The following is a 12218-nucleotide window of genomic DNA, read 5'->3' on the forward strand; positions in this document are numbered from 1 at the left end:
CGGTCAGCTGAGCCGACTCAGATGTCGAGGAAGCGAACGTCCTTGGCGTTGCGCTGGATGAACGAGCGCCGGGCTTCGACGTCCTCGCCCATCAGCACCGAGAACAGGTCGTCGGCCTGCGCGGCGTCGTCCAGGGTCACCTGGCCGAGCACGCGGTGGTCGATGTCCATGGTGGTGATGCGCAGTTCCTCGGCGTTCATCTCGCCCAGACCCTTGAAGCGCTGGATCGAGTCTTCCTTGATCCGCTTGCCGTTCTGCTTGCCGAGCTCGACCAGGGCGTCGCGCTCGCGGTCCGAGTACGCGTACTCGAAGTCGTCGCGGCCCCACTTGATCTTGTACAGCGGCGGACGCGACAGGTACACGTGACCGGCCTCGACCAGCGGCCGCATGAAGCGGAACAGGAAGGTCAGCAGCAGGGTGTTGATGTGCTGGCCGTCGACGTCGGCGTCCGCCATCAAGATGATCTTGTGGTAGCGGAGCTTCTCGATGTCGAAGTCCTCGTGCACACCCGTGCCGAAGGCACTGATCAGCGCCTGGACCTCGGTGTTCTGGAGGATCTTGTCGATGCGGGCCTTCTCGACGTTCAGGATCTTGCCTCGGATCGGCAGGATGGCCTGGTACATCGGGTTCCGGCCGGACTTGGCGGAGCCGCCGGCCGAGTCGCCCTCGACGATGAAGATCTCGCACTTGGTCGGGTCGTTGGACTGGCAGTCCGACAGCTTGCCCGGCAGCGAGGCCGACTCCAGCAGACCCTTGCGACGGGTGAGGTCACGGGCCTTGCGGGCCGCGACGCGCGCCGTGGCCGCCTGGATCGACTTGCGGATGATGTCCGCGGCCTCGTTCGGGTTGCGGTCGAACCAGTCGTTGAGGTGCTCGTGCACGACCTTCTGCACGAAGGTCTTCGCCTCCGTGTTGCCCAGCTTGGTCTTCGTCTGGCCCTCGAACTGCGGCTCGCCCAGCTTCACCGAGATGATCGCCGTCAGACCCTCGCGGATGTCCTCGCCGGCGAGGTTGTCGTCCTTCTCGCGGAGGAACTTCTTCTCCCGCGCGTAGCGGTTGACCAGGCCGGTCATCGCCGCGCGGAAGCCCTCTTCGTGGGTACCGCCCTCGTGCGTGTGGATCGTGTTCGCGAAGGAGTAGACCCCCTCGGTGTACTGCGAGTTCCACTGCATCGCGATCTCGACCGAGAGCATGCGCTCCTTGTCCTCGGCCTCGACGTCGATGACGGTCGGGTGGATCAGCTCGCCCTTGCGCGCGTTCAGGTACTTCACGAAGTCGACGATGCCGCCCTCGTAGTGGTACTTGACCGTGCGCGCCTGCTGGTCGTCGGTCTCCTCGGCGGTGTCCGCGCCCATCGTGGCCTTCGCCGACTCGCGCTCGTCCGTCAGCGAGAGGGTCAGGCCCTTGTTGAGGAAGGCCATCTCCTGGAAGCGGCGCGAGAGCGTCTCGAAGGAGTACTCGGTGGTCTCGAAGATGTCGCCGTCGGCCCAGAACGTGACCGTGGTGCCCGTCTCGGAGGTCTCCTCGTTCTTGGCGAGGGCCGCCGTCGGGACACCGAGCTTGTAGTCCTGGGTCCAGCGGTAACCGTCGGTCTTGACCTCGACCGCGACCTTGGTCGACAGGGCGTTCACGACGGAGACGCCGACGCCGTGCAGGCCGCCGGAGACGGCGTAGCCGCCGCCGCCGAACTTGCCGCCCGCGTGCAGGACCGTCAGCACGACCTCGACGGCCGGCTTCCCCTCGGACGGCACGATGCCGACCGGGATGCCGCGACCGTTGTCGACCACGCGCACGCCGCCGTCGGCGAGGATCGTCACGTCGATGGTGTCCGCGTGCCCTGCCAGGGCCTCGTCGACGGAGTTGTCGACCACTTCGTAGACGAGGTGGTGGAGCCCGCGCTCACCGGTCGAGCCGATGTACATGCCGGGCCGCTTGCGGACCGCGTCCAAGCCCTCGAGGACCTGGATGGCACTGGCGTCGTACGAGGACGTGACCTCGCCGTTCTGGCCGACTGTGGACTGGTTGTCGTTGGGGTTGCCGGAATCGGCCACGAAGCGCCCTTTCTGGCACAGCACAGGCCGTACTCCGGGCCGGCATGCATGCAAGCGGGAGCGGCTGCGTCGATCTGCGTTGTCAGCGGTGGTCAGCTTTACTCGACTGGATCCCGCGCGTGCGCGGGATTCTCGTTCAGTCTACCGGTATCACCCCCATGAATGGGCGTTTGCCGGTACCTGAGTCCGCATGTGCCGCCCGGAAACTCCTCTCTCCGACTCCCCATATCCGGGGAGGGGCTCAAAGAGGCTCACACGGGCATTGAGCGCTTCGGGCTGTCAACCTCTCGCTACCGTGAGGGACACCACCCGCACAGCCGTACGTACGGTCGTCCACCGGACCCCTACTCACCCGTACGGGTGCGCGCGGAAGGCGGCCGTACGGGCGTACGCGCATCGGGGCCCGGAACCGGGCGCGGGCCGGGGCACGACCGGGACACGCACGGTCGAGCGAGCCGGTTCGACCGCCCGCGCTCGGGCGGGGCGGCAGGGTCCTGCGGAGCGGATCCCGCGCAGTCGGGCCTCGCCGAGTCGGGCCCCGCGGGGGCAGGCCTCGCGGCGCGAGGCCCACGGGCTCACCCGTAGGTGTCTCCCGGGCCCGTGCTCCCCGGGGCCCGCCAGGGGCCGTACCGCTTCGGCCCGCCACCGGGGCCGTGCACCTTGATCAGCCGGACGGTGCCCTGCCCCAGGTCCGCGTTGAGCCGGGCCACCAGCTGCGGGGCCAGCAGCTTCAGCTGCGCCGCCCACGCCGAGGAGTCGCAGCGGACCACCAGCTCGCGGTCCTCGTACCGGTCGGGCACGCAGTGCGTGGCGATGTCGTGGCCGACGATCTCCGGCCAGCGCTCCATCACGCCCGCCACCGCCATCGGCATCTCCCAGCCGCGCTCCGTGCGCAGCCGGTCCAGCGCCGCCATCAGCGGCATCGGGTCCCGGCCGTCCGCCCGGGCGCCCGAGCGCAGGCCCGGCTGGTACCGGCCCTTCTTGTTCTGCGCCGCGTTGCCCCGGGCCCGAGCCTGCTCGCGCGCCGCCGCCAGGGCCTGGCGCGCCAGGTCCACGCCCGAAGGCTCGGCCGCCTTGCGCTGCGGCTCCTGCGGCGGTTCCTGCTCCTTGCCGCTCACAGCCGGGTCACCTCCCCGCCGGACACCGTGAACCGGGTCCCGACCAGCACCCCGGGCACGTCGTCGTCGACCGCCGCCGTCACCAGCACCTGCTCGCCGGGCGCCACCAGCTCCGCCAGCCGCTCCCGGCGCCGCGCGTCCAGCTCCGCGAACACGTCGTCGAGGATCAGCACCGGCTCACTGCCTTCCGAGCGCAGCAGCTCGTAGGAGGCCAGCCGCAGGGCCAGCGCGTACGACCAGGACTCGCCGTGGCTCGCGTACCCCTTGGCGGGGAGCTCCCCGAGGCGCAGCACCACGTCGTCGCGGTGCGGGCCGACCAGGGTCACCCCGCGCTCGATCTCCCCCTTGCGCACCTCCGCCAGCGCGCCGAGGAGGACCTCGTACAGCGCCTCGCGGGTGCGGGCCTCGCCGCTGTCCACCTGCTCGCCCGCGGAGGACTTGTAGGCCGCGCCGAGCGGTCCGCCGCCCGGCGCCAGCTGCTCGTAGGCCTTGTCGGCCAGCGGCAGCAGGGTCGCGATCAGGTCGAGCCGGTGGGCCAGCAGCTCCGCGCCCGTGCGCGCCAGGTGCTGGTCCCACACGTCGAGGGTGGACAGGTCCATGGACCGTCCGCCGTGCCGGCGGGCCATCGCCGCCGACTTCAGCAGGGTGTTGCGCTGCTTGAGCACCCGCTCGTAGTCCGAGCGGACGGCCGCCATGCGCGGCGAGCGGGCCGTGACGAGCTCGTCGAGGAAGCGGCGCCGCTCCCCGGGGTCGCCCTTGACCAGGGCCAGGTCCTCGGGGGCGAACAGCACCGTGCGCACGATGCCCAGTACGTCCCGCGGCCTGACCTGCGAGGACCTGTTGATCCGGGCCCGGTTGGCGCGGCCCGGGTTCAGCTCCAGCTCCACGAGCTGCTGCCGCTCGCCCTGGGTGACGGCGGCCCGGATGACGGCGCGCTCGGCGCCCATCCGCACGAGCGGGGCGTCCGCGGAGACGCGGTGGCTGCCGAGGGTCGCGAGGTAGCCGATCGCCTCGACGAGATTGGTCTTGCCCTGCCCGTTGGGGCCGACGAAAGCGGTGACGCCCGGGTCGAGGGGAACCTCGGCCCGGGCGTACGAGCGGAAGTCGGCCAACGAGAGATGCGAAACGTGCATGTGGCGCCGACCTCCCCCGGCTTCCTGCTGCTCTGCCGTGCTCCGCTCCACAGGCTGTGCACATGTGGACGTGCTGCCTGTGGAGCGGTTGTGGATTACTTCTTCTCGACCGCGTGGCCGCCGAACTGGTTGCGCAGCGCGGCGATCATCTTCATCTGCGGGGAGTCGTCCTGGCGGGACGCGAAGCGTGCGAAGAGCGAGGCCGTGATCGCGGGCAGCGGCACGGCGTTGTCGATCGCGGCCTCGACCGTCCAGCGGCCCTCACCGGAGTCCTGCGCGAAGCCGCGCAGCTGCTGCAGGTGCTCGTCCTCGTCCAGCGCGTTCACGGCCAGGTCCAGCAGCCAGGAACGGATGACCGTGCCCTCCTGCCAGGACCGGAACACCTCGCGGACGTCCGTGACCGAGTCGACCTTCTCCAGGAGCTCCCAGCCCTCGGCGTAGGCCTGCATCATGGCGTACTCGATGCCGTTGTGGACCATCTTCGCGAAGTGGCCGGCGCCGATCTTGCCGGCGTGCACGGCGCCGAACTCACCCTCGGGCTTGAGGGCGTCGAAGATCGGCTGGACGGCCGCGACGTGCTCCTTGTCGCCGCCGTACATCAGCGCGTAGCCGTTCTCCAGGCCCCAGACGCCGCCCGAGACACCGCAGTCCACGAAGCCGATGCCCTTGGCGGCCAGCTCGGCGCCGTGCTTCTCGTCGTCGGTCCAGCGCGAGTTGCCGCCGTCGACGACGATGTCGCCGGGCGAGAGCAGGCCCGCGAGCTCGTCCACGGTGGACTGGGTCGCAGCGCCGGCCGGGACCATGACCCACACCACGCGGGGGGCCTGCAGGCTGTCCACAAGTTCCGACAGGCTGTGGACATCGGCGAGGTCCGGGTTGCGGTCGTATCCGATGACGGTGTGGCCGGCGCGGCGGATGCGCTCGCGCATGTTGCCGCCCATCTTGCCGAGACCGACGAGACCAAGCTCCATCAGGTGGTTCCTTAAGCGTTGTGGCCGTCTGTGCCGGGGTGCTCCCCTGCCCGGGGACATCCCCCCGTGCCGAGCCTACGCCGGGCCGTGCCGCCCGGCGCCACGGGCACTCGGGGTGTCGGCGCCGAGGCGCGCGGCGGGCCGCGCACGAGGCTCCGTACGGGGTTCCTGCGAGGCCGCTACGGGCCCCCACGAGCCGGCTGCAGGGCCGCTACGGGGCTTCGCGGGCGGGAGGCGGAACGCCCTCGGGCCCGGTCCGCGGGAAGCGGGGCCGGGCCCGAGGGGCTGCCGCGTCGTTTCCGGTTCAGCCGGAGAGGCGGACCGGCATGATCAGGTACTTGTACGCCTCGTCGGCCTCGGCGTCGACCGCCGGGCGGCCGCTGAGCAGCGCCGGCTTGGTGGACGTGGTGAAGCTCAGCTGCGCGGCCGGCGAGTCGATCGCGCTCAGGCCGTCCAGCAGGAAGGTCGGGTTGAAGGCGATCGAGATGTCGTCGCCCTCCAGCTTCGCGTCGACGCGCTCCACAGCCTGTGCGTCGTCGGAGGAACCGGCCTCCAGGATCAGCACGCCCTGCTCGAAGCTGAGGCGGACCGGGGTGTTGCGCTCGGCGACGAGGGCCACGCGCTTGACGGCCTCGACGAACGGGGCGGTCTCGATCACGGCGACGGAGTTGAACTCCGTCGGGAAGAGCGTGCGGTACTTCGGCAGGTCGCCCTCGAGGAGGCGGGTGGTGGTGCGCCGGCCGGCGCCCTCGAAGCCGATGAGGCCCTCGCCCTGGCCGGAGCCCGACAGCGCGATGGTGACCGTGTCGCCGCTGGTGAGCGACTTGGCGGTGTCCAGGAGGGTCTTGGCGGGCACCAGGGCCACGGCCGAGGCCTCGGGGTCCTCGGGCTTCCACAGGAACTCGCGGACCGCGAAGCGGTAGCGGTCGGTGGAGGCCAGGGTGACCTTGTCGCCCTCGATCTCGATGCGGACACCGGTCAGCACGGGCAGCGTGTCGTCGCGGCCCGCGGCGATGGCGACCTGGGCGGCGGCGGAGGCGAAGACCTCGCCGGGCACGGTGCCGGTCGCGGTGGGCATCGTCGGCAGTGCCGGGTACTCCTCCACAGGCAGGGTGTGGAGTGTGAATCGCGAGGAGCCGCAGACCACGGTCGCCCGTACACCGTCTGTGGAAATCTCCACCGGGCGGTTGGGCAGGGCCCGGCAGATGTCGGCGAGCAGCCGGCCGGAGACCAGGACGGTGCCGTCCTCCTCGACGTCCGCCTCGACGGAGACGCGGGCCGAGACCTCGTAGTCGAAGCCGGAGAGGGACAGCTTGCCCTCCTCGGCCTTCAGCAGCAGGCCCGCGAGAACGGGCACCGGCGGCCGGGCCGGGAGGCTACGGGCAGCCCAGGCCACCGCCTCCGCGAGTACGTCGCGCTCCACCCGGATCTTCACCGGAAACCGCCTCCTGCTGTTGCTCGCTCGTCTGCCGGCCTTCGTCGTCGGCTCGTCGATGCCTCGACCGATGCCGGGGACCAGTCTGACGTACGGCGCCGACAGTCGTCGCTGCCGGCGGTCAAGTCGGGAGCGAGGTGTCGGGGAGGGCGATCCACCGAGTTGTGCACAGGACCTGCTTGAAAACCGAAACCGGGCTAACTCTCTATGGGGGTAGTAGTAGGGCCTGTGGAAACGGTGGATAACAGTGTTTCTGCTGGTCAGCCCCGGTTTTTTATGCACACACCCTGTGGGCGGTACCGGTGGACAACCACGTGTCTCTGTGGAGAACAAAAAGTTCTGCACAGGCCGTCCCCAGATGACCCCGACTACTCCACAGGTGCGTCCCCAGGTTTTCCCGAGTACTCCACAACCCAAACGTCGACTTCGGTGTGACCGCTTTCACTCGGGGCGGTGACAGGGGCCTCCTCGTTGCCGAACAGTGGACAACGGTGTGGGGAAGTCGTCTGATCCTGTGCACAGGACCCCGGAAGCTGTGGACCGCCGGTGGACAACGCGGTGGACAGACCTGTGGACGAATATTTCGTCCACAGCCTGTGGATAGTCGTTGCGCACAATTCCACAGGGGTCTGACCAGCCCTGATGGTCCCTCACGCCTGGGCCCTGTGGACAGTCTTGTGGGTTGTGGATCCCGTCCCCAGGGTGTGGACGGAAGAAAGTCGCCCAATCTGTGGATGACTTGCCTCCAAGGGGGCGTATTCGAACACCCCAGGGGCGCACGCACGAAGAAGGGCGCCCCCGAAGTGACCCGGGAGCGCCCTCTAAAAGCGTTTTGAAGGGCTCGGCGGCGCCCGTACGGCACGTCCACAGAGCCGGCGTCAGCCGTTCTTGATGCGGTTGGTGAGCTCGGTCACCTGGTTGTAGATGGAGCGGCGTTCCGCCATCAGGGCGCGGATCTTGCGGTCCGCGTGCATGACGGTGGTGTGGTCGCGGCCGCCGAACTGCGCCCCGATCTTGGGCAGCGAGAGGTCCGTGAGCTCCCGGCACAGGTACATGGAGATCTGCCGGGCGGTGACCAGCACGCGGCTGCGCGAGGAGCCGCACAGGTCGTCCACGGTCAGCCCGAAGTAGTCGGCGGTGGCCGCCATGATGTCGGTGGCGGTGATCTCGGGCGAGCTGTCCTCGCCGCCGGGGATCAGGTTCTTCAGGACGTCCTCGGTCAGGCCCAGGTCGACCGGCTGCCGGTTCAGGCTCGCGAAGGCCGTGACCCGGATCAGCGCCCCCTCCAGCTCGCGGATGTTGCGCGAGATGCGGGAGGCGATGAACTCCAGTACCTCCGGCGGGGCGTTGAGCTGCTCCTGGACGGCCTTCTTGCGCAGGATCGCGATGCGGGTCTCCAGCTCGGGCGGCTGGACGTCGGTGATCAGGCCCCACTCGAAGCGGTTGCGGAGCCGGTCCTCCAGGGTGGCGAGCTGCTTGGGCGGCCGGTCGGAGGAGAGCACGATCTGCTTGTTGGCGTTGTGGAGCGTATTGAAGGTGTGGAAGAACTCCTCCTGCGTCGACTCCTTGCTCGCGAGGAACTGGATGTCGTCGACCAGCAGGATGTCCATCTCGCGGTAGCGCTTGCGGAACGCGTCGCCCTTGCCGTCGCGGATCGAGTTGATGAACTCGTTGGTGAACTCCTCGGAGCTCACGTACCGCACCCGGGTGCCGGGGTAGAGGCTCCGCGCGTAGTGCCCGATGGCGTGCAGCAGGTGCGTCTTGCCGAGGCCGGACTCTCCATAGATGAAGAGGGGGTTGTACGCCTTCGCGGGCGCCTCGGCGACGGCCACCGCGGCGGCGTGCGCGAAGCGGTTGGAGGCGCCGATGACGAAGGTGTCGAAGAGGTACTTGGGGTTCAGCCGGGCGGTCGGCTCCAGCGGTCCCGAGGTGGAACCGCCGGACGGCGCCGAGGGCGCGGGCCGGCTGGGCGCCGGGCGCGGGGCGGACTGCTCGTACTGCTGCTGCTCGTACTGACGGGAGGAGCGCTGCTGCTGACCCTCGTAACTCTGCTGCTCGTACTTCTGCTGTTCGTAGGAGCCCTGGTCGTAGGAGGAGGGCTCGGACTGCTGCATGTAACCCGGCTGCGGGGAGGCGTACGGGTCGCGCTCGGGGAAACCGCCGAGGCGGGGCTGCTGCCAGCCGTAGTCGTCCTGCTGGCCGCCGCGGGGCCAGGCGCCGGGCTCGGAGCGCTGCTGCTGGTAGTCCGGGTAGGCGGGGCGGGCGCTGGGGAGCTGGTCGTCGGCGGGGCCGGTGTGGCCACCCGGGCCCGTGTGGCCCATAGGACCGGTGTGCCCGCCGGGGCGCTGGCCGCCGTACGGTTCGTAGCCGCCGTCGCGGGAGGAAGACGGGGACGGGGCCGGGGGCGAGGGCTCGCCGGCGGAGTCGTCGACCGTGATGGCGATCCGGATGGGGCGGCCGCACTCACGGCTGAGGGCGTCGCTGATGAGCGGGGCGAGCCGCCCCTCGAGCACGCGCTTGCCGTACTCGTTGGGGACGGCGAGCAGCGCGGTGTCCGCCACCAGGGCCAGGGGCTGACAGCGCTCGACCCACTGCTTGTCCTTGGGCTCGATGCTGTTCTGTCCCTCCCCGAGGAGCTTTTCGAGCACCCTTGGCCACACTGCGGCAAGATCGGCAGGTACGTCAGCCACAGAGCACGCTCTCTCAGAGGGGGTCCCACGAATGTGTGGTTCTTTGGGACGGTCGGGACAAAAAATCCGGGGTCAGGCAACGGTAGTCAGGCCAGCGGGTACGGTTCAAGTCGTTGTCCACAGCCTGTGCACAGTGTGGGGCACCGCCGGCTCGGTTTGACCGGATGGCGTAGCCGCGCGTACCGTAACGAGGTCGAGTTGTCGATGGCTGCTGCCGCCTGCCTACCGATGGGCGAAGATCACTGATCGTGATCGTTTTGCGGTGCCACTCGGGCGAACACGCGAGTTTTCTCCTCGTGGGCGCACGGTGACAGCCAGGCGATGTCCCGCCTAAACGATTTATTCTCTGGAGCCCCCGAGTGAGCAAGCGCACCTTCCAGCCGAACAACCGCCGTCGTGCCAAGACCCACGGCTTCCGTCTCCGGATGCGTACCCGTGCCGGCCGCGCCATCCTCGCGAACCGTCGTGGCAAGGGCCGCGCCGAACTCTCCGCGTAACTGACGGGCGGATCGTGACGTCGTGCTGTCTCCCGAAAATCGGCTGAGGCGGCGCGAGGACTTCGCGAGCGCGGTACGTCGAGGTCGCCGGGCTGGTCGCCCGCTCCTCGTCGTCCACCTACGTACAAGCGGTGCAACGGACCCGCACGAGTCGGGGGAGATCGATCCCTCGGCGCGTGCGGGTTTCGTCGTCAGCAAGGCTGTCGGCATCGCTGTCGTACGCAACCGGGTCAAGCGCCGTTTGCGCCATCTCGTCCGCGAGCGGCTGTCCCAGCTGCCCGAAGGTAGCCTGATGGTGGTACGGGCTCTGCCCGGAGCGGGTGATGCCGGTCTCGACGAGCTGGCCCGGGACCTCGATGCCGCACTGCTGCGGCTCTTGGGAGGCGTGGCTCGATGAAGTACCCGCTGCTCGCATTGATCAAGCTGTACCAGTGGACGATCAGTCCGCTGCTCGGGCCGGTGTGCCGCTACTACCCCTCGTGTTCGCACTACGGGTACACGGCCATCGACCGGCATGGTGCGGTGAAGGGGACGGCTCTGACCGCCTGGCGGATCCTGCGGTGCAATCCGTGGTCCCCGGGTGGTGTGGACCACGTCCCACCCCGGAAACGCCCGCGTTGGCACGAGCAGCTGCGCAGTGCGTTGCGTAGATCTCGCAATGCTCAAGGAGCCTGATTAGTGGACACGATTGCCAGTCTGTTCAGCTTTATTACCACGCCTGTCTCGTGGATCATCGTCCAGTTCCACAAGGTGTACGGCGCCATGTTCGGCGCCGACAGTGGCTGGGCCTGGGGCCTGTCCATCGTCTCCCTGGTGATCTTGATCCGCATCTGCCTGATCCCGCTCTTCGTGAAGCAGATCAAGGCGACGCGCGGCATGCAGGCGATCCAGCCGAAGATGAAGGCGATCCAGGAGCGCTACAAGAACGACAAGCAGCGCCAGTCCGAAGAGATGATGAAGCTGTACAAGGAAACGGGTACCAACCCGCTCTCCTCGTGCCTTCCCATCCTGGCGCAGTCCCCGTTCTTCTTCGCGCTCTACCACGTGCTTGCCTCCATCGCCAACGGCACGCCGATCGGCAAGATCGACGGCCCGCTGCTGGAGAGCGCTCGTAACGCGCACATCTTCGGAGCCCCGCTCGCGTCCAAGTTCACGGACGGCGCGGACAAGGTCGCCGCTCTGGGCGCCGACATCACCGACGTGCGGATCGTCACGGCGGTCATGATCGTGATGATGTCGCTGTCGCAGTTCTACACGCAGCGCCAGCTGATGCAGAAGAACGTCGACCTCTCGGTCAAGACGCCGTTCATGCAGCAGCAGAAGATGCTGATGTACGTCTTCCCCCTGATCTTCGCGGTCATGGGCATCAACTTCCCCGTCGGCGTCCTCGTCTACTGGCTGACCACGAACCTGTGGACCATGGGCCAGCAGATGTTCGTGATCAGCCGGAACCCCACCCCGGGCAGCATGGCCCAGGACCAGTACCTGACGCGCCTGCTGAAGCAGGTGGCTGCGCATGGTGAGCTCAAGGGCCGGGGCAAGAAGAAGATCGTCGCGGCGATCGTGGCCAAGGGCCCGGACCGCAACGACAACGAGCGCAAGTTCATCTCCGGTCTGTCCAAGCAGGGCTTGGCCGCGCAGGCGGACGGCTCCGTGACGAAGAGCGTCGAGGCGACCGTCGATGCCGACGCGGCCGGCAGTGGTGGTGCCCAGAAGCGCCAGCAGCCCAAGCGGCAGTCGAAGTCTCAGCGTCAGACGCCCCCCAGCAAGCCCTCTCCCAAGAAGTAAGAAGGAGTCCCTCCCGTGACGGAAGGCACCACCACCGCCGCCGCTGAGAGTGGCGACACCCTGACCCGCCTCGAGCAGGAGGGTGAGATCGCGGCCGACTACCTTGAGGGTCTGCTGGACATCGCCGACCTGGACGGCGACATCGACATGGACGTCGAGGCGGACCGCGCCTCTGTCTCCATCGTCAGCGAATCCGCGCGCGACCTGCAGAAGCTCGTGGGCCGTGACGGCGAGGTGCTGGAGGCTCTGCAGGAGCTGACCCGTCTCGCCGTGCACCGCGAGACCGGGGACCGCAGCCGGCTGATGCTGGACATCGGCGGCTTCCGGGCGAAGAAGCGCGAGGAGCTGACGGCTCTCGGCGCCAAGGCGGCGGAGGACGTGAAGTCGTCCGGTGAGCCCCTGAAGCTGGATCCGATGACCCCCTTCGAGCGGAAGGTCGTCCACGACGCCGTGGCGGCCGCCGGTCTGCGGAGCGAGTCCGAGGGCGAGGAGCCGCAGCGCTTCGTCGTCGTGCTTCCGGCCTGACCGGAAGCTT

At 68.8% G+C, this 12218-nt stretch carries 10 protein-coding genes and 2 pseudogenes; 5 read left to right on the forward strand and 7 right to left on the reverse strand.

Features of this window, described 5'->3' with window-relative positions; translation table 11 throughout:
• Positions 1–17: 17 nt before the first annotated feature.
• From gyrB to dnaA (ACFWBW_RS05235), 7 genes and pseudogenes are all read right to left on the reverse strand, one after another.
• Positions 18–2075 (reverse strand): DNA topoisomerase (ATP-hydrolyzing) subunit B, encoded by a 2058-nt coding sequence (gyrB, locus tag ACFWBW_RS05205; RefSeq protein ID WP_385368545.1) that lies wholly within the window; start codon positions 2073–2075, stop codon positions 18–20.
• 551 nt (positions 2076–2626) lie between these two features.
• A complete protein-coding gene (locus ACFWBW_RS05210) occupies positions 2627–3169 on the reverse strand; it encodes a DUF721 domain-containing protein (protein ID WP_385368546.1) in 543 nt (180 codons plus the stop codon).
• Positions 3166–4302 carry a DNA replication/repair protein RecF gene (gene recF, locus ACFWBW_RS05215; protein WP_385368547.1) on the reverse strand — a complete coding sequence of 379 codons (1137 nt, stop codon included), beginning with the start codon at positions 4300–4302 and terminating at the stop codon, positions 3166–3168. Before recF ends, ACFWBW_RS05210 begins: the two co-directional genes overlap by 4 nt.
• 95 nt (positions 4303–4397) lie before the next feature.
• Complete coding sequence (gnd, locus tag ACFWBW_RS05220) at positions 4398–5273, reverse strand: phosphogluconate dehydrogenase (NAD(+)-dependent, decarboxylating) (RefSeq protein ID WP_385368548.1); 876 nt, start codon at positions 5271–5273, stop codon at positions 4398–4400.
• A 304-nt stretch (positions 5274–5577) separates the two neighbouring features.
• Positions 5578–6708, reverse strand: a complete 1131-nt coding sequence (gene dnaN, locus ACFWBW_RS05225) for a DNA polymerase III subunit beta (protein WP_243331110.1) — start codon at positions 6706–6708, stop codon at positions 5578–5580.
• An 878-nt stretch (positions 6709–7586) separates the two neighbouring features.
• Positions 7587–8990 (reverse strand): annotated as a pseudogene (gene dnaA, locus ACFWBW_RS05230) (chromosomal replication initiator protein DnaA); the annotation flags it as partial.
• A gap of 107 nt (positions 8991–9097) precedes the next feature.
• Positions 9098–9398: pseudogene (gene dnaA / locus ACFWBW_RS05235) on the reverse strand (chromosomal replication initiator protein DnaA); the annotation flags it as partial.
• A gap of 359 nt (positions 9399–9757) precedes the next feature.
• Here dnaA (ACFWBW_RS05235) and rpmH point away from each other — a divergent pair.
• Genes rpmH through ACFWBW_RS05260 form a run of 5 tightly spaced genes read left to right on the forward strand, consistent with a single transcriptional unit; the run spans position 9758 to position 12208 of the window.
• Positions 9758–9895: a 50S ribosomal protein L34 gene (gene rpmH / locus ACFWBW_RS05240; protein ID WP_100597229.1), complete on the forward strand. Its 138-nt coding sequence runs from the start codon at positions 9758–9760 to the stop codon at positions 9893–9895.
• 22 nt (positions 9896–9917) lie between these two features.
• Positions 9918–10292 (forward strand): ribonuclease P protein component, encoded by a 375-nt coding sequence (gene rnpA / locus ACFWBW_RS05245; protein WP_266879294.1) that lies wholly within the window; start codon positions 9918–9920, stop codon positions 10290–10292.
• Positions 10289–10570 carry a membrane protein insertion efficiency factor YidD gene (gene yidD / locus ACFWBW_RS05250; protein WP_076043740.1) on the forward strand — a complete coding sequence of 94 codons (282 nt, stop codon included), beginning with the start codon at positions 10289–10291 and terminating at the stop codon, positions 10568–10570. The genes rnpA and yidD overlap by 4 nt, the downstream gene beginning before the upstream one ends.
• 3 nt (positions 10571–10573) lie before the next feature.
• Positions 10574–11683: a membrane protein insertase YidC gene (yidC, locus tag ACFWBW_RS05255; RefSeq protein ID WP_385368551.1), complete on the forward strand. Its 1110-nt coding sequence runs from the start codon at positions 10574–10576 to the stop codon at positions 11681–11683.
• Positions 11684–11698: 15 nt separating this feature from the next.
• Positions 11699–12208, forward strand: coding sequence for a protein jag (locus ACFWBW_RS05260; protein WP_385368553.1), 510 nt, complete (start codon positions 11699–11701; stop codon positions 12206–12208).
• Positions 12209–12218: the final 10 nt, after the last annotated feature.

Source organism: Streptomyces sp. NPDC059957, assembly GCF_042730015.1.
Lineage (GTDB): Bacteria > Actinomycetota > Actinomycetes > Streptomycetales > Streptomycetaceae > Streptomyces.